The 24,170-nt window shown below is 63.8% G+C and carries 21 protein-coding genes; 12 read left to right on the top strand and 9 right to left on the bottom strand.

What is annotated here, in order from left to right; all coding sequences use genetic code 11:
- Positions 1–6 precede the first annotated feature (6 nt).
- Positions 7–1,050: a zinc-binding dehydrogenase gene (locus XI09_RS21400; protein WP_271568605.1), complete on the top strand. Its 1,044-nt coding sequence runs from the start codon at positions 7–9 to the stop codon at positions 1,048–1,050.
- 24 nt (positions 1,051–1,074) lie between these two features.
- Here the strand turns inward: XI09_RS21400 and XI09_RS21395 are convergent, their stop codons facing one another.
- Positions 1,075–1,452: a Rid family hydrolase gene (locus XI09_RS21395; RefSeq protein WP_271568604.1), complete on the bottom strand. Its 378-nt coding sequence runs from the start codon at positions 1,450–1,452 to the stop codon at positions 1,075–1,077.
- 181 nt (positions 1,453–1,633) lie between these two features.
- Here XI09_RS21395 and XI09_RS21390 point away from each other — a divergent pair, with 181 nt between their 5' ends.
- Together XI09_RS21390 and XI09_RS21385 are read left to right on the top strand one after the other, a co-directional pair.
- Positions 1,634–1,792, top strand: a complete 159-nt coding sequence (locus XI09_RS21390; RefSeq protein WP_271568603.1) for a hypothetical protein — start codon at positions 1,634–1,636, stop codon at positions 1,790–1,792.
- A 305-nt stretch (positions 1,793–2,097) separates the two neighbouring features.
- Positions 2,098–3,414 carry an aminotransferase class V-fold PLP-dependent enzyme gene (locus XI09_RS21385; protein ID WP_271568602.1) on the top strand — a complete coding sequence of 439 codons (1,317 nt, stop codon included), beginning with the start codon at positions 2,098–2,100 and terminating at the stop codon, positions 3,412–3,414.
- A gap of 264 nt (positions 3,415–3,678) precedes the next feature.
- Here XI09_RS21385 and XI09_RS21380 read toward each other — a convergent pair whose 3' ends face one another.
- From XI09_RS21380 to XI09_RS21365, 4 genes are all read right to left on the bottom strand, one after another.
- Entirely contained in the window at positions 3,679–4,707 is a 1,029-nt protein-coding gene (locus XI09_RS21380; RefSeq protein ID WP_271568601.1) for an alpha/beta hydrolase, read from the bottom strand.
- A 256-nt stretch (positions 4,708–4,963) separates the two neighbouring features.
- Complete coding sequence (locus tag XI09_RS21375; protein WP_271568600.1) at positions 4,964–5,986, bottom strand: LLM class flavin-dependent oxidoreductase; 1,023 nt, start codon at positions 5,984–5,986, stop codon at positions 4,964–4,966.
- Between the two features lie 185 nt (positions 5,987–6,171).
- Complete coding sequence (locus XI09_RS21370) at positions 6,172–6,624, bottom strand: hypothetical protein (protein WP_271568647.1); 453 nt, start codon at positions 6,622–6,624, stop codon at positions 6,172–6,174.
- A 95-nt stretch (positions 6,625–6,719) separates the two neighbouring features.
- On the bottom strand, positions 6,720–6,863 hold the full coding sequence (locus XI09_RS21365) for a hypothetical protein (protein WP_271568599.1): 144 nt from the start codon (positions 6,861–6,863) through the stop codon (positions 6,720–6,722).
- A gap of 129 nt (positions 6,864–6,992) precedes the next feature.
- Between XI09_RS21365 and XI09_RS21360 the strand changes: the two genes are divergently transcribed.
- Both XI09_RS21360 and XI09_RS21355 read left to right on the top strand, forming a co-directional pair.
- Complete coding sequence (locus XI09_RS21360) at positions 6,993–8,432, top strand: IS1182 family transposase (RefSeq protein WP_271568598.1); 1,440 nt, start codon at positions 6,993–6,995, stop codon at positions 8,430–8,432.
- Positions 8,433–9,046: 614 nt separating this feature from the next.
- Positions 9,047–9,463, top strand: a complete 417-nt coding sequence (locus tag XI09_RS21355; RefSeq protein WP_271568597.1) for a DUF7674 family protein — start codon at positions 9,047–9,049, stop codon at positions 9,461–9,463.
- Positions 9,464–9,797: 334 nt separating this feature from the next.
- Here XI09_RS21355 and XI09_RS21350 read toward each other — a convergent pair whose 3' ends face one another.
- Positions 9,798–10,769, bottom strand: a complete 972-nt coding sequence (locus XI09_RS21350) for a Bug family tripartite tricarboxylate transporter substrate binding protein (RefSeq protein WP_271568596.1) — start codon at positions 10,767–10,769, stop codon at positions 9,798–9,800.
- 97 nt (positions 10,770–10,866) lie between these two features.
- Here XI09_RS21350 and XI09_RS21345 point away from each other — a divergent pair, with 97 nt between their 5' ends.
- Complete coding sequence (locus tag XI09_RS21345) at positions 10,867–11,778, top strand: LysR family transcriptional regulator (protein WP_271568595.1); 912 nt, start codon at positions 10,867–10,869, stop codon at positions 11,776–11,778.
- Between the two features lie 551 nt (positions 11,779–12,329).
- Here the strand turns inward: XI09_RS21345 and XI09_RS21340 are convergent.
- The gene (locus tag XI09_RS21340; RefSeq protein WP_271568646.1) at positions 12,330–14,351 is read right to left on the bottom strand and encodes a YgiQ family radical SAM protein; all 2,022 of its coding nucleotides are present in this window, start codon (positions 14,349–14,351) and stop codon (positions 12,330–12,332) included.
- Positions 14,352–14,615: 264 nt separating this feature from the next.
- On the opposite strand from XI09_RS21340, the gene XI09_RS21335 reads away from it, so the two are divergent.
- The gene (locus XI09_RS21335; RefSeq protein ID WP_271568594.1) at positions 14,616–14,780 is read left to right on the top strand and encodes a hypothetical protein; all 165 of its coding nucleotides are present in this window, start codon (positions 14,616–14,618) and stop codon (positions 14,778–14,780) included.
- A 9-nt stretch (positions 14,781–14,789) separates the two neighbouring features.
- On the opposite strand, the gene XI09_RS21330 is transcribed toward XI09_RS21335, so the two are convergent.
- Positions 14,790–15,470 carry a GntR family transcriptional regulator gene (locus XI09_RS21330; RefSeq protein ID WP_271568593.1) on the bottom strand — a complete coding sequence of 227 codons (681 nt, stop codon included), beginning with the start codon at positions 15,468–15,470 and terminating at the stop codon, positions 14,790–14,792.
- A gap of 7 nt (positions 15,471–15,477) precedes the next feature.
- Positions 15,478–16,890, bottom strand: coding sequence for an FAD-binding oxidoreductase (locus tag XI09_RS21325; RefSeq protein ID WP_271568592.1), 1,413 nt, complete (start codon positions 16,888–16,890; stop codon positions 15,478–15,480).
- A gap of 176 nt (positions 16,891–17,066) precedes the next feature.
- On the opposite strand from XI09_RS21325, the gene XI09_RS21320 reads away from it, so the two are divergent.
- The 5 genes from XI09_RS21320 to XI09_RS21300 all read left to right on the top strand — a co-directional run bounded on the left by XI09_RS21320 (position 17,067) and on the right by XI09_RS21300 (position 24,007).
- Positions 17,067–17,951 carry a dihydrodipicolinate synthase family protein gene (locus tag XI09_RS21320; RefSeq protein WP_271568591.1) on the top strand — a complete coding sequence of 295 codons (885 nt, stop codon included), beginning with the start codon at positions 17,067–17,069 and terminating at the stop codon, positions 17,949–17,951.
- 213 nt (positions 17,952–18,164) lie between these two features.
- Positions 18,165–20,483 carry a TonB-dependent siderophore receptor gene (locus XI09_RS21315; RefSeq protein ID WP_271568590.1) on the top strand — a complete coding sequence of 773 codons (2,319 nt, stop codon included), beginning with the start codon at positions 18,165–18,167 and terminating at the stop codon, positions 20,481–20,483.
- A 2-nt stretch (positions 20,484–20,485) separates the two neighbouring features.
- Positions 20,486–21,514, top strand: coding sequence for an extracellular solute-binding protein (locus XI09_RS21310; protein ID WP_271568589.1), 1,029 nt, complete (start codon positions 20,486–20,488; stop codon positions 21,512–21,514).
- The gene (locus XI09_RS21305) at positions 21,507–22,700 is read left to right on the top strand and encodes a PepSY-associated TM helix domain-containing protein (RefSeq protein WP_271568588.1); all 1,194 of its coding nucleotides are present in this window, start codon (positions 21,507–21,509) and stop codon (positions 22,698–22,700) included. Before XI09_RS21310 ends, XI09_RS21305 begins: the two co-directional genes overlap by 8 nt.
- A gap of 74 nt (positions 22,701–22,774) precedes the next feature.
- Complete coding sequence (locus tag XI09_RS21300; protein ID WP_271568587.1) at positions 22,775–24,007, top strand: rhodanese-like domain-containing protein; 1,233 nt, start codon at positions 22,775–22,777, stop codon at positions 24,005–24,007.
- Positions 24,008–24,170 lie beyond the last annotated feature (163 nt).

The following is a 24,170-nucleotide window of genomic DNA, read 5'->3' as shown; positions in this document are numbered from 1 at the left end:
CTGCTCATGGATATCAAGACTGCCAAGGCGGCGATTCTCGTCGAATCGGGCAAGCCGCTGATCGTCGACGAGTTCACCCTGCCTGATACGCTCGAGCACGGCCAGGTGCTTGCGCACGTGCACACGTCGAGCATCTGCGGCGCGCAGATCAACGAGATCGACGCCGTCAAGGGCGTCGACAAGTTTCTGCCGCACCTCTTGGGGCACGAAGCGCTGGCGACCATCGTCCAAACCGGACCCGGCGTCGTCTCCTGCAAGCAGGGCGACACCGTCGTCATGCATTGGCGGCCGGGCAAGGGCGTGCAGTCCAATACGCCGGTCTATTCCTGGCGCGGCAAGCGCCTCAACGCGGGCTGGGTCACCACCTTCAATGAATACGCCGTGGTGTCGGAAAATCGCGTCACGCCCGTTCCCCCCTCGATCGATCGCAGCAGCGCGCCGCTGCTCGGCTGCGCGGTGACGACCGCGCTCGGCGTCGTCAACAACGACGCGCAAATCGCCATCGGCGAAGCCGTCGTCGTGTTCGGCGTCGGCGGCGTCGGGCTGAACATCGTGCAGTTTGCCGCGATGGTCGGCGCCTGGCCGGTCATTGCGATCGACCGCCTCGACAACAAGCTCGAGATGGCCCGGCAGTTCGGCGCCACCCACACCATCAACTCCGAGGCGGTCAAGGATGTGGCCGCCGAGGTTCGGTCCATCACGGGGGCCGACGGACCCGACAAGGTCGTCGAGACCACCGGCGTCAAGAACTTGATCGAGCTCGCCTACGAGATCACGGCGAAGAAGGGCCGCTGCATCCTTGTCGGTGTTCCCCGCGAGAAGGCCGAAATCTATACGCTGCCGCTGCACTTCGAGAAGGTGCTGAAGGGCTCGGAAGGCGGGCAATGCCAGCCCGCGCGCGATATCCCACGTCTGGTTCGTCTGAGCGATGCCGGCAAGGTCAGTTACCGCGGCATCGTGACCCACGAGTTCGCGCTCGATGACATCAACGACGCGCTGGATCTGATGCGCAGCGGCGAGTCGGGGCGGATCCTTCTCAACATCAGCTGAGCGCTGCGGCCGGTCGTTGGCCGGTCAGTCGTGGATGATCGCTGTTGCTTCGATCTCGACCCGTGCGGCGGCGGGCGTGAGGGCGCCGACCTGGACAAGCGTGCTCACGGGGCGGACCCGGTCGAAGGCTTCGGAATGTGCGCGGGCAACATGCTGGATGTCCGCCATGTCGATGACGTAGACCACTGTACGAACGACGTGCCGCAGGTCCGCGCTGGTCTGGGCCAGCGCGTCGGCAATCATCGCCAGCGCGGCCTTCGCCTGCGCATAGGCATCGCCGCCCAGCTCCGGCGGCCGGGCCGTCGTGCCGGAGACAAAGACCTGGTTTCCGACGCGGACGGCCCGCGAATATCCGTACGCGTTTTCAAAAGCGTAACCGGACGAGATGTTCTGCCTTGGCAAGCGGGTTCTCCTGCATGGTTCGGTGGATGCCGGGCGGCCGAGGCGATGCAGCCGGGTGGACGTTGCCCGATCGGCCGGTTTCGGTTCAAGATCACCTGTAATCTGTTTCACACGCAAACGCACCCAATGGCGTTAGATCAGCTTAGGCCTCGCCTACGAGCGGCCTGGTTCGGAGCTGGCGATGATGGCTGCATTGGCAAAGGCAATCTCCCGTGCGACGAGAACCAACGTTGACGTCGAGATTCTCAAAGTCATCATGATCTTCTCGGGTGCGGGCCTGCTGCTCTGCCTCGTGGCCGCGATGATCTACGGACAGGCGATCAATGCCGCTCTATTCTGAGAACGCGCGAGCAGGCGCGCTTCGTCTTCCGTCTCAGGACCTTGTATTCGCGCGCACGCGCCTGACGCGCAAGCCGCCGGCGTTCGGACGCTTGACGAGGTCGCGAACCACTTCATCAAGTTGTGCGTCCCCTTGTTTGGGGTCTTCCTGAACCCAAGCGGTCCCGACCGAGAAGGCCGACACGCGGCCACCCGGCAAACGACCGAACCGCAATCGGACGCGCCGGACATCATCGAACTGTCACCGCTTTGTCATTCGCGCTCTATTGATTGCTGCTCCTTTCGCCGCGCATCGTGGAGGCTGATATGCATCTGACTGAAACAATTTCGCCCGACCGCCGGTCGATTCTGAAGGGCCTCGCGGCCGCAGCCCTGGCACCGCTTGCCGCGCCGGCGATGGCGGCCGAGGGCCTTTCGGCGCCGACCGGTTCGGCCGTCGCGGCCGCCACCGACAACGCCTATTGGGCGGATGTGAAGCGGCTCTATGCCGTGACGCCTGATGTCGTCAATTTCGAGAACGGCTATTGGGGCATCATGGCTGAGCCCGTGAGGCGCGAGTTCATCCGCCAGTCCGACATGATCAACTATCAGAACACCTATTATGCGCGGCAGCGCGCGGGTGCGGATTTCGAGGCGGTGCGTACCAAAGTGGCGGAGGCGGTCGGCGCGGCGCCCGAGGAGATCGCGCTCACCCGCGGCGCGACCGAAGCGTTGCAGCTCCTCATCGGCGGCTACAACAGGCTGAAGCCTGGCGACGGCGTGCTCTACGCCGACCTCGACTATGATTCGATGCAGTATGCGATGAACGCGCTTAAAGCGCGCCGCGGTGTCGACGTGGTCAAGTTCGATGTGCCCGAGCCCGCCACCCGCCGGGCGGTGCTCGACGCCTATGCCCGTGCGATCGAGACGAATCCGAAGACAAAACTTCTGCTCCTGACTCATGTCAGCCATCGCACCGGCCTCGTCATGCCGGTCGCCGAGATCGCCCGCATGGCAAAGGCAAAGGGCATCGACACCATCGTCGACGCCGCCCATTCGTGGGGACAGATCGACTTCCGGGTCGGCGAGCTCGAGGCCGATTTCGTCGGCTTCAATCTGCACAAATGGATCGGCGCGCCGCTCGGTGTGGGCTTTCTCTACATCAGCAAGAACCGCCTCGCCGACATCGACCGCGACATGGGCGACGAGGACTTTGCGGAGACCGATATCCGCTCGCGGGTTCATACCGGCACGGTCAATTTCGCCACGGTGCTGACGGTGCCGACGGCCGTGGCGCTGCATCAGCGGATCGGCGCCGCGGCCAAGCAAGCCCGCCTGCGCTATCTGCGCGACTATTGGGTGAGCCGCGCCCGAGGATTCAAGGACATCGAGATCCTGACGCCGGATGAAGCCGGCTCGTATGGCGCGATCACGTCCTTTCGCCTCGCCGGCAAGACCAGCAAGGCCGACAACGAGGCTATCGTGGCGAAGCTCCGGGACAGCCACAGGGTCATGACGGTGCGCCGGGCCGGCGTCGCCAAGGGCCAATGCATCCGTGTGGCGCCGGCGCTCTTCACCGACGAGGCCGATCTCGACCGCCTCGTCGAGGCGCTGGCCGTCATCACCGGTACGAAGACGGGGTGAGCTAGAGGGCGGGCGCCCGCCTCCGATCGTCTCAATGCCACCCGAGCGCCGCTCGGCGACGCCCTGCTGCTGCTGATCGAAGGCATCCACGTCACCGGCCAGCAGTCCGAAGACGGCCCCGCGCAGTCGGCGCTTGCGGCGGCGAAGATGTTGATCGAGGCGGGTGTGAAGGCGGGGTGATGCAGGGCCAACGCTGCGGCAGGCGCGGCATCGCTGCGCCCCGCGTCCATCGGGAAGTCCACAATGCGCCGCAAGTGCACGCTCTTACGCGGTCGTACTGCCGATCGAACGGCGGATCTCCCGCTGCACTTCCGCGCTCGATAGAAACAGATCGTGATTGATGATGCTCCAGCCTTCCTGGGAAGCATCGACCACGCGCACGCCGAGCCGCTGGATGACAGCCTTCTCGGCGGCGCCGACCCTGGTCATTCCACCCGCGATTTGTCCCGACAGAGCCAGAGCGCGATCGTTCGTCGCGGCGATCACGGTGATCTTGCCGGCAAGCGGACCGATGCGGTGGATCGCCGACGTGAACACGTCCATGTCGATGTCGGGTGCGGCAAACACGACCGTCCCGATCCTGCTCGTGACAGTGTCGCCGTATCGCGCATAGAGCTGACGCAGGCTCTCGAGCGTCAGCATGGTCCCCATGCTGTGCGCAACGATGTGCACGCGGGCGCCGCCTGACGTCGACACGAGGGAAGAGAGCACGCGTTCGAAATCGTCGCGGGACCACATCGCACTGTCCCGGTCATAGGCATAGTCGAACAATCCTGCCTTGGAGGGCCAGGAGAACACCATGGTCCGGCCGCGGAACTTGATCCCATCGGAGAGATGGGCGGCGTCGAGCGCGGCCGTCTCGAATGTCTGCTTGAAGCCGTGCACATAGATCAGCACGTCTCCTCCCGCGCCGCCCTGCGCAAGGAGATCGCCAATTTCGGCTTGCACCGGTTCGACCTGATCCAGGCGCCAATCGCCCAGTCCGACCGAGGCGAGGGAAAGTCGGCTCTCGTCCGGCGCCACCAGCCTTGCCCGCGCGACCGTCATTGCGGTCGCGCGCTCCGGCCCGAACCAGGGTTTCGTGCGGCCGCCCTTCACGGGCTTTCGTGTGGTGGCGACGAGCAGTGTGGGATCACCGGAAAGGGACGACGCGTCGTAGCGCGCGCCGGTCGCGCCCAAGCCTGCGCATCCGCCCAGCGCGAGAGCACTGCCTGCCGAGACAAGCCCGCGCAGGAGCGCGCGGCGCGAAAGAGAATGATGAGAGTCGCGTTGTAGAAGATGTCGGACGATCACACGGAACCTTTGGGAACTATGCCCACCATAGCGCCGCCCCGCCTAACTCCCTGAATGACAATGGGGGCGAGAAGACGGCGGAGCAGCGTCCTGGCAGGTCGCGTGTCATGGCGTCGGTTCGCGATGCGACGAAGTTCCAACGCCTGGGTGGCGGTTGCCCATCAATGATGGGGCCGACATGCCCTTGACGCATTGGGTCAACAGATCAACGGTGGCGAATTGGCCGACATGTGATGCACGGCTTTCGCCAGATCTCTCAGCGCCACCCAAGCGCCGGAGCAACGTGTGTCAGGATCGCCTCAATCGCATGCGCGCAGTAGTCCACGCCGAGCTGGTTGGGGATCGTCAGCAGCAACGTATCGGCCTCGGCGATCGCCTCGTCTTGCCGTAGCTGCTCGATCAGCACATCAGGCTCCGCCGCATAGGAGCGGCCGAAGATCGCGCGCGTCTGCGGGTCGATGAAGCCGATCTGGTCTTCGCCTCCGCGCTCCCCGCCGAAATAGGCGCGGTCGCGATCGTTCATCAGCGCGAAGATACTGCGGCTGACGGATACGCGCGGCTCGCGGGTGTGGCCGGCTTCCTTCCACGCGGCGCGATAGGCGCGGATCTGGGTGGCTTGTTGCACGTGAAAAGCTTCGCCGGTCTCGTCGTTCTTGAGCGTCGAGCTCTGCAGGTTCATGCCGAGCTTCGCCGCCCAGACCGCGGTGGCATTCGAGCCGGCGCCCCACCAGATCCGCTCGCGCAGACCCTGCGCGTGCGGCTCGAGGCGCAGCAGCCCCGGCGGATTCGGAAACATCGGCTGCGGATTGGGCTCCGCAAAGCCTTCGCCGCGGAGCAGGTCGAGAAAGACCTCCGCGTGGCGGCGGCCCATGTCGGCGTCGCTCTGGCCGTCGGCCGGCCGGTAACCGAAATAGCGCCAGCCGTCGATCACCTGCTCCGGCGAGCCGCGGCTGATGCCGAGCTGGAGCCGCCCGCCGGCGATGAGATCGGCGGAGCCGGCGTCCTCCACCATGTAGAGCGGGTTCTCGTAGCGCATGTCGATCACGGCGGTGCCGATCTCGATCTTGCTGGTCCTGGCGCCGACCGCGGCCAGCAGCGGAAAGGGCGAGGCGAGCTGGCGCGCGAAGTGATGCACGCGGAAATAGGCGCCGTCCGCGCCGAGCTGTTCCGCCGCAACCGCAAGCTCGATCGATTGCAGCAGCGTATCCGCCGCCGAGCGGGTCTGCGACTGCGGCGAGGGCGTCCAGTGGCCGAAGGAGAGGAATCCGATCTTTTTCATGGGGGCAACATATGGATGATCGGAAGGGTTTGCGAGACGTCGATCGGAGGAAAGATGGCAATACGGGGTTTGCACCCGTAAGCCCCCTTTGGGGAAAGCAGATTAGGCGCGGTTTGGACTGCTGCCCGACAGCGGGCCACGAACTCAGATCGCTCAACTTCAATCGGCCACGCCGAGAAGCGTCCTCAGATGTCGCAACCGGTCAAATTCAATGCCTTGCGCAAGCCACCAAACGCCTTGAGCCGACAGGGCTCCGCATTGCTTGCGGCCTTTGAGCGCTGGAAGTTGGCAGTTCGCTTGACAACGGTTGCCTTCGGCTTGGGACGTTCAGCGGTCGCGATCTTTTTCGGATTATGCCGATGACGGACGATCGGCTTCGGCTCCGACGAGCCGATATGGGCCTCTTCTGGCGGAGCAACGCGGTCTTCCACCGAAGCAGTCTGTGTCGGCATCGCGCTGCTCACGGCGGCAACGTCGAGGCGGTCGGCCTTCGCCAGGGCGTCGTGTGAAGCAGAAGTGCCCGCGTCTTGCTCGGCAAGTGGCTGCACGATCGCAGCCGCACGACGCGGTGGCGCTATCAGCTCCATTGCCGACAGCATTCCTACACTCAACAGGATGAGCAGGCCCAACAACGCCATTCTCAGCATAATGCGCCTCTGACCCGGATTCGTGCCGCTGAAAATTCTCCGCGCCAATGAGGCAACTTTGTCGACGGCTGCCGACTTGCGACGAATCATTTGCCGACAGGGTTAACGTCGGTGATGCTCCCGCACGTGCCGATAATGCCGCCGCTCGCGTCGGCTTCCGTGAGCAGACCGTACTTGGTCACGCGAAAATGGTCTGTCAGTGGCCCCGAGCCGAGCGCCACGAGAGCCATCGTCATGTCTGCTGTTTGAGGGAGGCCGGACGCCGCCTGACCGATTGGACGACCGCTGCTTTTGACCCTGGCTGTGTGAAAACGCCGCTGCTTTGCTATGATTCTCTCGTGATTCTGCGGGGGAAGCTGATGAGGCGCTTCGTTGAGCAGGCCGATCGTGGGCAGTGGACGCTATTGCCCGAATGCCTCGATGATTTCATTGACGAGAGCAACCCTGTTCGCGTGATCGACGTATTCGTCGATGCGCTCGATTTGGCCGAGTTAAGCTTCGAGGGAGTGGAGCCGGCGGCGACCGGTCGGCCGTCATACCATCCCTCGGTTCTCCTGAAGCTTTACATCTACGGCTATCTGAACCGGGTGCAGTCGAGCCGACGGCTCGAACGAGAGGCCGGACGCAATGTCGAGGCCATGTGGCTGCTGGGCCGGCTCACTCCCGATCATAAGACGATCGCGGACTTCCGCAAAGACAAGGGCTTGGCGCTCCGCAAGGTATGTGCACGCTTCGTCGAACTCTGCCGTGAAATGGGTCTCCTCGCGACATCGAGCGTCGCCATCGATGGCAGCAAGTTCAAAGCGGTGAACAACCGGGACAAGAACTTCACGCGGGCGAAGGTGGAGCGGCGGCGAGCCCAGCTGGAGGAGAGCGTTGCGCGCTATCTGAGCCAACTTGACGCGGCCGACCGGCAGGAACCGACGGAGGCGCTGGCCGCCAAGGTGACGAGGCTGACCGAGAAGCTGACGAAGCTGAAGGAGGAAATGGGCAAGCTTGCTGTCTACGAGAAGCAGATGCTTGCTTCGCCGGATCAGCAAATCTCCCTGACTGATCCCGACAGCCGTTCGATGCCCACGAGCGGCCGCGGCTCCGGGGTCGTCGGTTACAACGTGCAGGTCGCCGTCGACACCGAACATCATTTGATCGTGACGCACGAGGTGACGAACAGCGGTTCAGATCGGGCACAACTCGCCAATATGGCCAAGCAGGCGAAGGCTGTTCTAAAGACCGAGACACTCGAAGCTGTAGCCGATCGCGGCTACTTCAACAGCCCGGAGATCCTCGCGTGCCACGAGGCCGGCATCACGGTAACGCTGCCTAAGCCGCAGACGTCTGGCGCCAAATCCGAGGGGCGCTTCGGTAAGCAGGACTTTGCGTATTTGCCAGGGGAGGACGCCTATTGCTGTCCAGCTGGGGAGCGACTGCCGTATCGCTACACAAACGAAGAAGACGGCAAGATGCTACGGCGTTACTGGACCACAGCCTGTCAAAATTGTTCGCTCAAATCGCAATGTACGACCGGGCCAGAGCGGCGGATTACGCGATGGGAGCATGAGCATCTGCTCGAGGCTGTGCAGCAGCGCCTTGATGCAAACCCACAGGCCATGCGCCAGCGTCGCGAGACAGTCGAGCATCCATTCGGCACGATGAAGGCTCGCATGGGAGCGACACACTTCCTCACCAAAACCCTCCCAAAAGTAGCCGCCGAGATGGCACTCTCGGTCCTGGCCTATAATCTGACGCGAGTCATGAACATCGTCGGGAGCAAGCAGCTGATGGCTGCGATCGTGGCCTGAGACCAAGCCGGTCCTGGCTTCTCACCGACTTCCCCAGGGAACGGTGTTTTTACACGACCAAGACCCGTTGCAGACATTGGGGTCCGCTGTCATTCTCCTCGAATGGTAGGCGGCTGGGAAAAAGCTCGACGGATGGATTTGCGGCGTTCCACAGGCACGCGCGCCGACCCGCGTCCACCTAAAGCGGTGCGCGGACAAGATTACCTCATTGCTCATGCCTGCTTCGAGTGTCGGAAATCATGGAAGGTGCGGGCGGCCCCGGGCGCAGCTTGCCCGCAGTGCGGCTCATGTCTGCATGAGATGGGCCGATCGTTCAAAGCTCCAAAGCGTTCCGACGCCGAGCAATGGCAAAAGGTGCAAGCCCTCTGGTCAGCGGGTTTCCGCTTCTGGAGCTACCGGAGCCATCCCGACGCCGAACCATTGCCAGAACGATTGCGGGATGTTGATGATTTCATACGCCGCAACCCAAAGCACCCGATGCGCATCGCGCGCTAATCCCCTATTGGCCCATCAGCGAAGTGGCGACACCTTTCATTGAGGTCCGCTTGCTTGGTGGGATAGAGCGGACTGACTTTGCTCACTCTGAGTTCTTCGCATTTTGACCCATTGCCGACATGATCCGTGTCCGACATATTGATCGCATGCCTAGGGATGAGAGCTATCTTGAAAGAATTGCTGATCTTGCACCTCAATTGAGAGAGGTGCTCGCTAAGCTAAAGGCCGAATGGTCGCCTGAAGTGGTGTCCGTAACCCTCGTGGGTACCGGATTGGCGGAGGCTCTTGTCGAGCATTTCAATCGACTGCCAAGAAGCACAATACAATCCGTCTTTGAACTCTGCGAACAAGCGCTCGAAGACGGCTCTGCTCAAGAACGTGCCGCTTTATCAACCGGCTTTCTTGAATCACTACAGCATGCAGATGGCACAAAGGCATTCGATTTCAGGTCGGTGGTAGGTTTCCTGGGGCCGAAGTCCAGAGAGCATTGCTCAGCGATGGATAGGTTTTGGAAAGCCACGACGAACGGCTTGTAGAGGTCCGCTTCTGGGCCCCTGGCGGACCTTCGCTCGGAAGGCCACAAAGTCGGCTTTCGGGAGGTGAGGCGAACAGCGTCATGCGAGCAGCCTCAAGGCAGCCCTTGACCCGAAGCGGACATGAGACTTTCACTGTGAGTCCTTATTTGGCCGCGCGATTGCGGGCCAGTTTGAAAAATCCCAACCCAACGATGAGGAATACTGGAAAAATCGTGGAGAAAAGGGAGAATGTAAGCATGCTGGGATAGGCAACAAGAAAATAGATTACCAAGCCGACAACGATTAACGCGAAGATCGACCCCATCACGTACACCATGATGCGCGCTCGATGGTCTCACTTCGGTGAAATGCCGGCCAAGCGAATCACGTCAGCGTATTTCTGGGTTTCGTGAGCGACGAATTTCTGAAACTCTGCTTGTGAGCCAACCATCACATCGCCTCCAAGATCTGCAATTCTTGCTTTCGTGCCAGGGTCCATGAGGGCTGCATTGACCTCATTATTCAGCAGTTGGACGATGTCCTTGGGGGTTGCCCTCGGCGCCCCTATGCCGAACCATGATCCCGCTTCGTACCCTGTGACGGTGTCAGCCGCTACCGGCACCTCCGGCAAGTTCGCCGATCTGCTCAGAGTTGTCACTGCGATCGGGACGAGCTCGCCTCGTTTGAGGTGCGCAATCGAAGAGGGCATCGGGTCGAACATGGCGTGAATGTTGCCGGCGAGAAGATCCGAAAGGGCGGGTGTTGAACCGAGATAAGGCACCAACGTGAGATCTACGCCAGCCAAGATCTTGAACAGCTCGATTCCCACATGCTGTGGCGTGCCGCGGCCAGCGAACCCGACCTTGAGCTTGCCGGGATTGGCCTTGGCGAAGGCAACAAACTCCGAAAGGGTTCTGACCGGTACGGAAGGATGCACTTCGATGACGAGCGGGACACGGTAGAGCCCGGCAACAGGCGTGATATCGCTCCCGAAGTCGAAGTCGAGATCTTTGAACAGAGTCGTATTGATCGCGTTCACCGGCCCGCAAACGAGAAGTGTGTGCCCGTCAGGTTCTGCCTTAACCACCGATCTGGTAGCGGCATTTCCGCTCTCCCCCGGCTGATTCTCCACACTGAACGGGTGGCTCAAACGCTGAGAGAGCCAGGGCGCGATGAACCGACCCGCGATGTCCACCGGTCCACCCGCGGGAAATCCGACCAAAAGTCGAACGCCTTTTGTCGGATATCCTTCAGCAACCGCGATGCCTGGCGCGGACGCGATCGTGGCGAGTGCGATCCTTAGAAAATGCCGCCTCGGCAAACGCATTTTGCTCTCCTCGTCATCTTGGGGATCGCTGATAGCGTCTTCCCAAGAGCCCCGCTATGCTATGCGTGGAACGATTGCGATACTTTTTGGGTATGTGATGGATCTCAGACGCCTTCGCTATTTCATCGCCGTAGCGCAAGAAGGGCATATCACGCGCGCGGCAGAGCGGCTCGACATGCAGCAGCCGCCGCTCAGTCGACAAATCAGCTTGATTGAAAGAGAATTGAACGTTCAGCTTTTTCGCCGTTCGTCGCGTGGAGTCGAGCTGACAGCAGCTGGACATGTTCTCTTTCGCGAGGCCACGGCAGTGCTCAATGATTTTGAGCGCGCGATCGAAGCTACGCGCCGCGCAGCACGAGGTGAGCTGGGATCCTTATGCGTCGGCATTGCACCGACTGCGCCATTCAATCCCCTCGTTCCCGATGCCATTCGTACCTTCCGAGAACAATTTCCAGGTGTTTCGCTCGTCCTGCATGAAGGACTCAGCAACGAGATCGTTGCTCAATTCAACGACAATCAAATGGACGTGGCGTTCGTGCGAGCCCCCCAAGTACATGCCGATGGCGTCGACGTGACGCTGCTTCAACGCGAGGCGCTGGTCGCAGCGTTGCCAAGTCATCACCCCTTGGCAAGGACAAGGTCGAAAACCGTATCGCTGAAAAGCCTGGCAAATGACCAGTTTATCATGATTGGTCCGGCGGGCACGGGGTTGCACGACGAGACCATGGCAGCGTGTCGAGCGGCGGGATTTATCCCGCGTCTGGGGCAGCCGGCGCCCAGAATTACGTCAACTCTAGGCCTGGTCGCTGCCGGACTGGGGATCGCTCTGGTGCCATCGACGATGCAGAGCGTGCGCATGAAAGGCGTGGTGTATCGGGCTCTCGGCGATGCCTCCCCGAAGGCGTTTCTCGGATTGGCTTGGCGACGAGGAGACCCGTCTCCAGTCCTAAAGAACTTTGTGAGCCTGGTCCGGACGATGGCGAAGAGAAGACCGCAGGTCTCAGGGTGATAGCTTCTGCTGTGGGTCACAAGCCGCCTATCCCACTCAAGACGGCTGACTTCCGCGTTGCCCTGGAAAGCCGACGTCTATGAGCACAGTGAACCAAGATGGAGCACCTTGAGCGCGGAGCGGGCAAGGCAGAGCCAGCGGCGGTATTCGCAGACGTTGCTGGGCTGCCAGGTGGGCAGGCGTTCACGGACGCCATCCTGCTGCGCGTCGAACAGCAGAACAGCCGCGAGACGCGGCGTGAAGCTCGAGGATGTTGATACAGAGTAGCGGATCGGGCTCGCCCTATCCTCGTTCTCCGATGCTGCCATCCTGCCCCTGTTTTGCCCGACGGGTCAACGGTTTCGTAAAATCAGCAGAATGCGCAGCGCTCCGTCGAACAGATCATGCTCAGTCGACGAGCTAAGGCGTGGCGATGATCCATCCCATCTCGTCGCACTCTAAGCCGTTGATTTTGCTGCCCCTGGCTACTGTGCATGGGGTTGTTTTCGACATTTTTGTTTTGGAGGGGCGAAAGCGCCACGTAGAACCGGACCTGATCCGGCTCTCGCCCGCTACTTCATCACCCGCAGGCCCTTGGTCGTGAACCGCTGCATCTTGTCGCCCGGCCGAACCGGACGCCTTGTGCCAGCGGCCTTGCCGGTGCCGGGGGGCTGGTGCGCTGGGACGAGCTGGTCGGGGCGGGAGCCGATCAGGTCGGCGCGGCCCATCGCTTTCAGCGCCTCGCGCAGCGCCGGCCAGTTGTCGGGGTCGTGATAGCGCAGGAACGCCTTGTGCAGGCGGCGCTGGCGCAGGCCCTTGATGGCCTCGACCTTGTCGCTGCCGCCGTGGCGTACGCCGCGCAGCGGATTGACGCCGGTGTGGTACATCGCGGTTGCGGTCGCCATCGGCGAGGGCAGGAAGGTCTGCACCTGGTCGGCGCGGTAGCGGTTCTTCTTGAGCCAGAGCGCGAGGTTCATCATGTCCTCGTCGGTCGTGCCCGGATGCGCCGCGATGAAATAGGGGATGAGGTAATATTTTTTGCCGGCCTGCTCGGCGGCGGCATCGAACATCCGCTTGAACTGGTTGTAGGCGCCGATGCCCGGCTTCATCATCTTGTCGAGCGGGCCGCGCTCGGTATGTTCAGGCGCGATCTTCAGGTAGCCGCCGACGTGATGGGTGACGAGCTCCTTGATGTATTCCGGGCTCTCCACCGCGAGGTCGTAGCGCACGCCGGAGGCGACCATCACCTTCTTGATGCCCTTGGTCTCGCGCACCTTGCGATAGAGCCGGATCAAATCGTCATGCGAGGTGTTGAGGTTCGGGCAGATCTCCGGGAAGACGCAGGACGGCCGCCGGCACGCCGCCTCGACCTTCGGGTCCTTGCACGCCATCCGGTACATGTTGGCGGTGGGGCCGCCGATGTCGGAGATCACGCCGGTGAAGCCCGGCGTCTTGTCGCGGATCTTCTCGATCTCGCGCAGAATAGAACCCTCGGAGCGGTTCTGGATGATGCGGCCTTCATGCTCGGTGATCGAGCAGAAGGTGCAGCCGCCGAAGCAGCCGCGCATGATCGTCACCGAGAACTTGATCATGTCCCAGGCGGGGATTTTGGCATCGCCATAGGACGGATGCGGGGCGCGCGCATAAGGCAGGTCGTAGACCGCGTCCATCTCGTCGCTGGTCAGCGGGATCGGCGGCGGGTTGAGCCAGAGATCGCGGTCGCCATGACGCTGCACCAGCGGCCGCGCATTGCCGGGATTGCTCTCCCGGTGCAACACGCGTGACGCGCGGGCATAGGCTTCCTTGTCCTGCTCGACCTGCTCCAGCGCCGGAAGCCGGATCACGGTGGGGCCTTTCGTCCGCGATGCGCCCTCGTCGGCGGAATCGAGATCGTCGGCGTGCAGCTCCGAATAGTCCTCGGGCACGCGACGAAACAGCGCGACGCCCCTGATGTCGTCGAGCTCGCGCGGCGCTTCGCCTGCGGCAAGACGATTGGCCACCTCGACGACGGCGCGCTCGGCATTGCCGTAGAGCAGCAGGTCCGCCTTGGCGTCGGCCAGCACCGAGCGGCGCACCTTGTCGGACCAGTAGTCGTAATGTGCGATCCGGCGCAGCGATGCCTCGATGCCGCCGAGCACGACCGGCACGTCCTTGAACGCCTCGCGGCAGCGCTGGGCGTAGACGATGGTGCAGCGATCCGGCCGCTTGCCGCCTTCGCCGCCCGCCGTATAGGCGTCGTCATGGCGCAGGCGGCGGTCCGCGGTGTAGCGGTTCACCATCGAGTCCATGTTGCCGCCAGTGACGCCGAAAAAGACTTTTGGCTTGCCTAACGCCCTAAACGGCTCGGCCGAGTGCCAGTCCGGCTGCGCGATGATGCCGACCCGAAAGCCCTGCGCCTCGAGCAGCCGGCCGATGATCGCCATGCCGAAGCTTGGATGGTCGACATAGGCGTCCCCGGTCACCAGCACGATGTCGCAGGCATCCCAGCCGAGCGCGTCCATCTCGGTGCGGCTCATGGGCAGGAACGGCGCCGGCTTGCGCGGGCGGGCCTGGGCCATCAGGGGCTTTTCGGCAGTGATGATCTGGATGTCCATGGGCCTACGCATAGGACTCCGGAGACGCGAATACAACCGATCGATGGGCCGTCCTCGCCGATTCCGGTTCCCGCGTGGCGCGCAATTTGGCAACGCCGCGCGCGGGGCCGTTGTGGTTCATTTGCGGGAACCAACCGCCCCCCGCGAACATTCTGACCTAGGCACCGGCGCGAGCTCTGCTCGCGCGCGCCTTGGACAATCCCGGCGCCAGTGCCCGCAACTGGATTTTTGCCTTGATGCTCGCTTCGGGGTGATGGGGGACTTGTGAGTACGGTCATTGAGAACTTGCTGGCGCGGAAGCAGAAGCTCGTAGAGGAACTCGAGACGGCGCAAACCGTCGAGGACCGCGACAGGATCGAGCATCAGCTCGAGCAGATCAACACCGCGCTGGATTTCCTGGACAGGCCGGGTCCGGAGGACGGGCGGTAGAAGAATTGCTCAATCCACTTTCAGCGCCTCGACTTTCAAGGCCTTGGCGTAGACCACGCCAGAATTGGTGATGTGCGTGGTCATCAGTGCTTCGAACGCAGCATGCTCGCCGCGTGCGAACAGATCGAGCAGCTTGCGGTGCTCGTCGAAGGACGAGCGGGTGCGCACGTCGATCGGCGAGGTCAGATTGGTGCGCAGCGCAGCGACGCGGCCGGAGACGAGCTGGTAGGATTCGACGAGGTAGCGGTTGCCGCAATGGGTGAACAGCGCCTCGTGGAACGCGGCATCGGCGCGGCCATAGGCGATGTTGTCGCGTGCCGTGACCGCCGGCTCCATCGCCGCGATCGCCTCACTCATCGTCGCGACCGCACCGTCGCGATCGTGGCGGAAGGCGAGCTCTGCGGCCTTGGGCTCGAGCGCGATCCTGAAGGTGCAGAGCGCAGCGATGTCCTCGTCGCTCGGGGTGAAGACAAAACTGCCGACCTGCGGGCGGATCACCACGAGGCCCTGCGCCTGCAACTGGCCCATCGCCTCGCGCACCGGCGTCCGGCTGACGCCGAAGGAATTCGCCACCATCTCCTCGGAGATCGCAGCGCCGAGCGCGAACTCGCCGTCGATGATGGCCTGGCGCAGCCGCTGCATCACCCGCTGCGACAGCGATTTCGGCGTATCGAGCTTGAGCGATCGCATTGCTCTCTCAGATCACCTTGCCGGGATTGAGCAGATGATCGGGATCCAGCGCGGCCTTCAGCGTCCGCATCAGCGCGATCTCGGCCTCGCTCCTGGCATGGCCAAGCCACTTCTTCTTCAGCGTGCCGATGCCGTGCTCGGCGGAGACGCTGCCGCCCATCTCGCGCACGAGACCATAGATGATCGTGTCCATCTCCTCCTTCGGCTGCTGCGCGATCGTGAGGCCCGTGACCCAGGACACGAGGTGCAGATTGCCGTCGCCGATATGGCCGTAATAGACGCTCTCGCAGCCCTTGATGCCGTCGGCGAGCGCGGCCTTGCAGCGCGTGACGAACTCGTCCATCCGCGCCACCGCAAGTCCGATGTCATAGGAGATGTGCGGGCCCAGCACCTGGCCGAACTCGGCGCAGATGTCGCGCACCCGCCAGAAGGCTTGCGTCTGCGCCAGCGATTGCGCCACCGCGGCATCGGCGAGCAGCCCGCGCTCCATCAGCTCCTCGAGCCAGGCCTGGAAGCGCGGTGCATCCAGGCTCTCGTCGGTGCCCTGCGCCTCCACCAGCACGTAGAGGCCGTGGCCTGCGGCGACCGGCGGCTTCACGCCGGCGCGCGTCGTGATCACGTCCCAATAATCCGGCCACATCACCTCGAACGCCGACAGCAGCGGGCCGAGCCCGCTGCGCGCGGCATCGAGCAGTGCGATCACCGCCGCATAATCCTTCAGCGCGCACAGCGCCGCCATGGTCGAGCACGGCTTCGGGAACAGCTTCAGCACCACGCGGGTGATGATGCCGAGCGTGCCTTCCGAGCCGATGAAGAGATGCTTCAGGTCGTAGCCGGCATTGTTCTTCATCAGCTTGTTGAGATTGGTGATGATGGTGCCATCCGGCAGCACCACCTCCAGGCCGAGCACCAGCTCGCGCGTCATGCCGTAGCGGATCACGCGATTGCCGCCGGCATTGGTGGAGAGATTGCCGCCGATCGCACAGGAGCCGCGCGAGCCGAGGTCGAGCGGAAAGAAGAAGCCGGCCTCATCCGCGGCCTTCTGGATCGTCTCCAGCGGCGTGCCCGCCTTCACCGTCATCGTCGCGGAGGCGCGATCGATCTCCTCGATGCCGGTCATGCGCTCCAGCGAGATCGCGACCCAGCCTGCTTCAGGCGAGGCGCCGCGGCACAGCCCGGTCAGTCCGCCCTGCGGCACGAACGGCAGATGCGCCTGCCGGCAGGCCAGAATCGCATCCGCAACGCCCGGCGCATCGAGCGGACGGATCACCGCGCGCGGCGTTTGCGGCAGGCTCGCGCTCCAGTCGTTGCAATTGCGCGCCGGCACGTCAGCGCCGATCAGCACGGCGGCTGCGCCGAGCTTGTCGCGCAAGGCGCCGAGCAATTGGTCGGGCCGCTCCACGGGGGTCACCATGTCCATGCAAGACCTCCTCAAAATCCGGCCGCGTCTGTCGCGCGCCTGCAGCGATGGGGATTTGCGCCCGTCTTGTATGTAAGGTACAAGGTGAAAAGTAAAGCAAAAACAAGTCTCCGCTAGGCGCGGAAGATCCTTAGGGATCAGTGGCTTAGTCCGAGACTGCAGCAAAGGGTGGTGTGATGACGGAGGCGATTCGCGGGTTCTGGGTGGCGTCGGCGACGCCGCTGGCGACCGACGGTGGCGTGGATCACGGCCGGCTCGCCGCCCACGCCAAGCAGCTCTTCAGCAAAGGCGTCGACGGCGTCGTGCTGTTCGGCACCACCGGCGAAGGCACCTGCTTCAACGTCGCCGAACGCGTCGCGACCATCGAAGCCGTGCTCAAGGCCGGCGTCGCGCCGGAGCGCATCGGAATCGGCGGCGGCTTCCCCGCCATCAGCGACAGCATCGCGTTGACGCGCGCCGTGCTCGGCCTCGGCCTGCGCCATGTGCTGCTGTTGCCGCCTTACTTCGACCGCAGCGTCACGCCCGAGGGTATCGAGGATGCCTTCGCTGCGATCATCGACGGCGTTGCCGACGATCGCCTGCGTGCCTCGCTCTATCACATCCCGCAGGTCTCCGGCGTCGCGATCCCGACCACGGTCGCCGCAAGCTTGCGCAAGCGCTACGGCAAGCTGGTTGCAGGCCTGAAGGATTCCAGCGGCGACTTCAAGCAGTTCGAGGCGTTCCGCGCAGCCAGCTCCGAGCTCGCCATCACCGTCGGCAACGAAGCCGACATCGCCCGCGCCATCGCCGCCGGTGGTGCCGGCACCATCTGCGGCATGGCGAATATTGCGCCGGAGCTGGTCAAGGCGATGATCGACGGCAAGGATGTCGAAGCACGCATGCAAGCGGCGATCGACATCGTGGTGAAGACGCCATCCTTCCTCGCAACGCTGAAGGCCATTCTCGCCGCGCAGACCGGCGATGCAGCGTGGCTGCGCGTGCGCCCGCCGCTCCGGGCCTTGTCCGACGGCACCGCGCTCAAGCGGAAGCTCGACGAGCTGACGAGCCCTGCCATCGCGTGAAATCTCGCAATGTCGCGATAAGCCGCCGCGAATTTCGCGCGCAGCGTGTCGCGATCGGCGCGAGAACAATCCATGATTGCCGTTTCGCGGCCATCTGCGCTTAGAACCATTCAACACTAGAGCGATTCAATTCCGCCTACGGTTCTCTTCACCCGTAACGGCTGTTAGACGCGCCAGCATCAATGCTGTGTCTGACCTGGAAGTGAATCGAAAGTGCGTGCTCATCTGGATGGCCGCGTCAGCGGTCATCGAATTCGTGCCGGCGGGAGTCGTGCAGGTCTTCTCATCGGAGCAGCCGTGCTGCTCGCCGAATGCCCCTCCAACACGACGACCGCACAGGCGCAATCGGCGCTGCCACCGGTGACGGTGGAGGCGCCGGCGCAGCGGCCGAAACCGGCGCGCGCATCGGAGCAGTCTTCACGCCGTACCCAGGCCGCCGCGCGCAATCGCAATGCCGCGCCGGCAGCGCCGACGCGTTCGGAGCGCGCCGCCGCGGAGGCCGCCGCGCAGCAAGCCGCCAAGCTCGGCTACCGTGCGATGCCGAGCGCGACCACGCTGCGTTCGGGCGCATCGCCGCTCGACACATCGCAGACCGTCAACGTCGTGCCCGCGCAGGTCCTGAAGGACCAGTTGCCGCGCAATATCGACGATGCGCTGGTCAACATCAGCGGGATCACCCAGACCAACACGCTCGCCGGCACCCAGGACGCCGTGATCCGCCGCGGCTTCGGTGACAATCGCGACGGCTCGATCATGCGCAACGGCATGCCGCTGGTGCAGGGCCGCAGTCTGAACGCCGCTGTCGAGAGCGTCGAGGTGCTGAAGGGACCGGCCTCGCTGCTCTATGGCATCATGGATCCCGGCGGCATCGTCAACACGATCAGCAAGCGTCCGGAGCTCTATCAGCACGGCTCGGTCACGCTGCTCGGCTCGACCTATGCGAACAATCGCAGCGGCGCCGACGGTTTGCTCGACATCACCGGTCCGATTGGCGACCAGGGCCTTGCGTATCGCTTCATCGGCTACGGCGTCAGCGAGGATTATTGGCGCAATTTCGGCCGTCACCGCGAGATGCTGGTGGCGCCGTCGCTGGCCTGGTACGGCCAGGACACCACGGTTCAGCTCAACTACGAGCACCGCGAGTTTATCTATCCGTTCGACCGCGGCACGGCGTTCAACCCGGCGACCGGGGCGCCACTCGCCGTTCCCGCGACGCGCCGGCTCGACGAGCCCTTTAACAACACCTGGGGTACGTCGGACCTGATGCAGGCTTCGGTCGAGCACCGCCTCAATCAGGACTGGAAGGTCTACGCCGGCTACAGCTACAACACCGAAACCTTCAGCGCCAACCAGCTCCGCATCACCTCCATCGACTTCAAGACCGGCGCCGAGAAGCGCAGCAATGACGGTACGGGGAGCTCGCTCAGCAACGTCAGCTACGGAACGTCCTACATCTCCGGCGGCTTCTGGCTCGGCAACATGCGCAATGACGTGGTGTTCGGCGGCGACGGTCAGTATCGCACCATCTACCGCGACACTTTGATCCGGCAGGCAACTCCGGCCTTCAATGTCTATAATCCCGTCTACGGGCTGATCGGGCCGGGGACGACGGCGTCGAGCCAGGACAGCGCCCAGACCGACAAGCTCGGCCAGTGGTCGTTGTTCTTCCAGGACACGCTGCATCTCACCGAGCGATTCGCGCTGGTCGGTGGCGTGCGCTACATGGACTACGACCAGATCGCCGGACGCGGGAAAAACCCGTTCAACACCAATACCAACGTGTCTCAGGACAAGGTGCTTCCGCTTGGCGGCGCCATTTTCAAGCTCACCGACCAGATTTCGCTCTATGCGAGCTACACCGAGTCGCTGAAGCCGAACTCGACCATTGCGCCGATCGGCGTCGTGGTCGATTCCAAAGTCGCGCCGGAAGAGGGTGTCTCCTACGAGACGGGCATCAAGTTTGATCTGAACAAGCGCATCTCTGGTACGCTAGCGCTCTACGATCTCGACAAGAAGAACGTGCAGACGACGATCACCAACAGCGCGAATGTCGTGGAGATCCACACTGTCGGCCGCGCCCACTCGCGCGGCGTCGAGCTGGACGTCACCGGCAGGCTCACCGACAGCTGGGCCTTGATCGGCAGCTATGGCTACACCGACGCGCGGGTTACGGCGTCCGAGGATGTAACTCTGCTCGGCAGGAAGCTGCAGAACGTTGCGTTGAACACGGCATCGCTCTATCTGGTCTATGACTTCGGTACGGCTTTGCCGGGGCAGCTCCGCCTCGGCGGCGGCGCGCGCTATGTCGGCGACCGTCCCGGCGATGCGATCAACAGCTTCTTCTTGCCGTCCTATGTGGTCGCCGATATTTTCGCGACCTACGAGACGAAATACCAGAACACGCCCGTGGTCTACCAGTTCAACGTCAAGAACCTGTTCGACACCGTCTACTATCCCTCCGCCGTCAACAATCTGAACGTTGCGGTCGGCGATGCGCGCCGCGTGTCTCTGTCGGCCACGGTGAAGTTCTAGCGATGGCGGCGCGGCACAGAGCCATCGCGGTCCTGATCGCGGTGGCATCTGCCTGCCTTGCTGCCACAGGTGCGAGCCGCGCCGAGGAGATCACGCTCTATTCGACCAGGGAGGCCGCCCTGGTCGAGCCTGCGCTCGCAGCTTTCACCGAAGCCAGCGGCGTCGAGGTGAAGATCGTCTTCGTCGAGGACAGCCTCGTCAAGCGCCTTGTGTCGGAAGGCGACGCGTCGCCCGCAGACGTTCTGATGACGATCGGTCTGGACAAGACGACCCAGCTCTCCAGCCGTGGTCTGACGCGAGCCTTCACATCGTCGCGCCTCGAGCAGGCCGTCCCCCCAAATCTTCGCGGCGGCGATGCGCAGTGGATCGCGCTCGCCATCCGCCCGCGCGTCGCATTCGTGCGCAAGGACAGCGCGCTCGCGGCGATCGACTACGAAGACCTCGCGGGTCCGCAATGGCGCGGCAAGCTCTGCATGCGCACGCCGCTGCATCAGAACAATGTCGCGCTCGTTGCGGCCTATCTCGTCCATCACGGCGAAGCGGCGACGGCGGCCTGGCTTGCCGGCCTGAAAGCCAACCTGGCCCACAGGCCTGATGGCAAGGACAACGACGTGATCCGCGAGATCGCGCAGGGCGTCTGCGAGATCGGCATCGGCAACACCGTCGCATTGGCGCAATTACGTGACGGACGGGAAGGGGCCGACTGGCGCGCATGGGCAATGGAGGCCAAGGCCGTCCCGACGGCATTCAAGGGCGGCGGGGCGCATGTGAATCTCACCGGTGCGGCCATCGCGAAGCACACGCCGCATCCGGAGGCCGCGCAAAAGCTGGTCGAGTTCCTGGTGACGCCTGCCGCGCAACGGATCTTTGCCGCCGCCGAGCTGGAATATCCCGTGATCGCGGCGGCGGAACGAGCTCCCGTCGTTGCCGAGATGGGCTCGTACAATGCCGATGCGCTGCCCATCGATCGGATCGCCGCGCATCAGCAGGCCGCGATCGCGCTGATCAAGAAGGCGGGCTTCGATGAATAGGTTGGGGCACACCATCAAGGCCGCATTGCTCCAGGTCCATTCCATCGCGGGCCTGGTCCTGGCGCTGCTGCTTGCGCTGATCGCGCTGACCGGCGTGATCATGAGCTTTGAGGACGAGATCGTCGACCATCTCAACGCCGGCATCATGCAGGTCGCGCCGCGCCAGGCGCCGGTGTTGATGCCGGACGAACTGGTCGCGCGGCTGAAGACGGGGCAGGATCTCGGCAAGGTCTCGGCCGTCACGCTGTCGAGCGATCCGGCAGCGGCGGTGCGTGTCCGCTTCGCGCGCGACGAGCAGGGCGCGCGGCCGACCTCGCTCTATGTCGACCCCTACGACGCGCACGTGCTGGGCTCGCCGCGCGGCGAAGAGTTTTTCGCGACCGTGCGCAGGCTGCATCGCTGGCTGCTCGTCCCAGGCGATGCCAAGGGCTGGGGCCGTCAGGTCACGGGCGTGGCCGCGCTCGGCCTGATCGTCATGCTGGTCTCGGGCCTCGTGCTGCGCTGGCCACGCCGCGCGGGCAGCGTGAAGATGTGGCTGAAGCCGAATCTCGGGCTCAGCGGACGCGGGCTGCACCGGTCGCTGCATGCGGTGATCGGCACCTGGGTGCTGCCGGTCTATCTGGTGATGACGCTCACCGGGCTGTGGTACTCGTTCGACTGGTACAAGGATGGCGTCGTCTGGCTGCTGTCGCGTCCGGAGGTCAGTGCTGCGAAGATGCAGCCGAAGATGCCCGCAAAGGCGCCGCGTGCGTCCGCCCGGCCCGAGCCGGCCCAGCCGATCGGGTTCGACCAGGCATGGACGACGTTCCGTCGCGAGGAGGGCGACCGCTTCTCCAGGGCCTTGCTGACGCTGCCCGCAGGTTCCGGCACGGCGATACGGATCCGGTCGTGGGGGAAGGACTCGACGCTCGATACCACGCGCGACGAATTCCGCGTCGATGCCGTGACCGGCCAGCTGGCCTCCGCGGAGCGCTATTCCGACAAGACGTTCGGCGAGAAGATCATCGCCAACCTGCTCGACATCCACCGCGGCGCAGTCCTGGGCTGGCCCGGCAAGCTTGCGTTCCTGATCGCCGCGGCGCTGATGCCGCTGTTCTCGGTGACCGGCGTGCTGCTCTATCTGTCGCGCCGCAGGTTGCGGCGCCCCGCGCAGCCGCCGCTCGGGCGACTGGTCCCGGGCGAGTGAACGGACGCGAAGGCTAGCCAAGGCCGCCGCAATCGTTCAAAAGCCCATGGCTCGTCCTCGCCAAGGTTCACGCCATGAAGCTCCCGACCGTCACCCCCGCCGATATCCGCCGCGCGCTGCTGTTGCGCGAGGAGATCGCGCTGCTCGATCTCAGGCATGAGGCTGGCTTCGCCACGGGCCATCCCCTGTTCGCGGCGAACATGGCCGCGGACCGGATCGCGATCGAAGCCGAGGTAAGGCTGCCGCGCAAGGACGTGGCGATCGTGCTCTATGATGATGGTGAGGGGCTTGTTGCAACCGGCGCCGAACGTCTTGCCGCGCTCGGCTATACCAATGTCAGTGTGCTCGACGGCGGCCTGAAGGCCTGGCGCGCTGCCGGCTATCAAATGTTCGAGGACGTCAATTCCTATTCGAAGGCGTTTGGCGAGCTGGTCGAGGCGCGGCGGCACACGCCGTCATTCAGTGCTGACGAGGTCGCCAAGCTTATCGCGGACAAGGCCAACATCGCCATCCTCGACGTCCGCCGCTTCGACGAATATGCGACCATGAACATTCCGGGCTCGGTCAGCGTGCCCGGCGCGGAGCTGGTGCTGCGGGCAGGCCAGGCCGCACCCGATCCTGACACCACCATCATCGTCAATTGCGCCGGCCGCACCCGTTCGATCATCGGCACCCAGTCGCTGATCAATGCCGGCGTGCCCAACAAGGTGCGGGCGCTGCGCAACGGCACGATCGGCTGGACGCTGGCGCGGCATGCGCTCAACCATGGCGCCGACCGGCGCGGGGCGATCGGACCGTTCGAAGGCGGTCCGGCCAATGCCCGCGACGTCGCCTATCGCGCTGGTGTCCGCCACATCGGTGCAGGCGAGGCGGCGGCGCTCGCGGCGCAGACCGATCGCACGCTCTACCGCTTCGACGTGCGCGATGCGGAGGAATATGCGGCTAGCCACCTCCCGGGCTTCCGCCACTATCCCGGCGGCCAGCTCGTCCAGGAGACCGACATGGCCGCACCGGTGCGTGGCGCACGCATCCTCCTGTCCGACGACAAGGGCGTCCGCGCCGACATGACGGCGTCCTGGCTCGCGCAGATGGGCTGGGAGGTGTACGTGCTCGAGGGCGGCTATGACGGCGCGGTGGAGGTTGGTCCGCCGCTGGTGCTGCCGAAGCCGGACCCGGCGCACCGCTACCGCCGGCCCTATGAGGGGACCGATGTCGCGGAAGGTGCGATGCAGGCCTATCTCGATTGGGAGTATGGATTGGTCGAGCAGCTCCGGCTTGACGGGACGCACGGGTTTTACGTGATTTGAGGCCGTCACGATGCTGGGAAAATCTTTCCGTCGTCCTGGACAAGCGAGCGCTTGGCAACGCGTAGCGTTGTCCAATAGCGAGCGCTGATCTACCGTCTTGTCTGTCAAGGGGGCCGATCGGCTGTAAGTGTGCGGCATCGTGCTCGGCAGTCAAGGCGGCTGC

Origin of the sequence: Bradyrhizobium sp. CCBAU 11386 (genome assembly GCF_028128955.1) — a bacterium.
Taxonomy (GTDB): Bacteria; Pseudomonadota; Alphaproteobacteria; order Rhizobiales; family Xanthobacteraceae; genus Bradyrhizobium.
This window is presented reverse-complemented; position numbering and strand designations above follow the sequence as displayed.

What these genes read in the sequence shown, in the direction of transcription:
- XI09_RS21345 (WP_271568595.1), top strand. Translation starts at nt 10,867, where the DNA reads ATGGATCTCAGACGCCTTCGCTATTTCATCGCCGTAGCGCAAGAAGGG.
- XI09_RS21355 (WP_271568597.1), top strand. Translation starts at nt 9,047, where the DNA reads ATGATCCGTGTCCGACATATTGATCGCATGCCTAGGGATGAGAGCTAT.
- XI09_RS21330 (WP_271568593.1), bottom strand. Translation starts at nt 15,470, where the DNA reads ATGCGATCGCTCAAGCTCGATACGCCGAAATCGCTGTCGCAGCGGGTG.
- XI09_RS21365 (WP_271568599.1), bottom strand. Translation starts at nt 6,863, where the DNA reads ATGGCTCTCGTGGCGCTCGGCTCGGGGCCACTGACAGACCATTTTCGC.
- XI09_RS21300 (WP_271568587.1), top strand. Translation starts at nt 22,775, where the DNA reads ATGAAGCTCCCGACCGTCACCCCCGCCGATATCCGCCGCGCGCTGCTG.
- XI09_RS21375 (WP_271568600.1), bottom strand. Translation starts at nt 5,986, where the DNA reads ATGAAAAAGATCGGATTCCTCTCCTTCGGCCACTGGACGCCCTCGCCG.
- XI09_RS21340 (WP_271568646.1), bottom strand. Translation starts at nt 14,351, where the DNA reads ATGGACATCCAGATCATCACTGCCGAAAAGCCCCTGATGGCCCAGGCC.
- XI09_RS21350 (WP_271568596.1), bottom strand. Translation starts at nt 10,769, where the DNA reads ATGCGTTTGCCGAGGCGGCATTTTCTAAGGATCGCACTCGCCACGATC.
- XI09_RS21310 (WP_271568589.1), top strand. Translation starts at nt 20,486, where the DNA reads ATGGCGGCGCGGCACAGAGCCATCGCGGTCCTGATCGCGGTGGCATCT.
- XI09_RS21360 (WP_271568598.1), top strand. Translation starts at nt 6,993, where the DNA reads ATGAGGCGCTTCGTTGAGCAGGCCGATCGTGGGCAGTGGACGCTATTG.
- XI09_RS21385 (WP_271568602.1), top strand. Translation starts at nt 2,098, where the DNA reads ATGCATCTGACTGAAACAATTTCGCCCGACCGCCGGTCGATTCTGAAG.
- XI09_RS21305 (WP_271568588.1), top strand. Translation starts at nt 21,507, where the DNA reads ATGAATAGGTTGGGGCACACCATCAAGGCCGCATTGCTCCAGGTCCAT.
- XI09_RS21400 (WP_271568605.1), top strand. Translation starts at nt 7, where the DNA reads ATGGATATCAAGACTGCCAAGGCGGCGATTCTCGTCGAATCGGGCAAG.
- XI09_RS21320 (WP_271568591.1), top strand. Translation starts at nt 17,067, where the DNA reads ATGACGGAGGCGATTCGCGGGTTCTGGGTGGCGTCGGCGACGCCGCTG.
- XI09_RS21325 (WP_271568592.1), bottom strand. Translation starts at nt 16,890, where the DNA reads ATGGACATGGTGACCCCCGTGGAGCGGCCCGACCAATTGCTCGGCGCC.
- XI09_RS21390 (WP_271568603.1), top strand. Translation starts at nt 1,634, where the DNA reads ATGATGGCTGCATTGGCAAAGGCAATCTCCCGTGCGACGAGAACCAAC.
- XI09_RS21370 (WP_271568647.1), bottom strand. Translation starts at nt 6,624, where the DNA reads ATGGCGTTGTTGGGCCTGCTCATCCTGTTGAGTGTAGGAATGCTGTCG.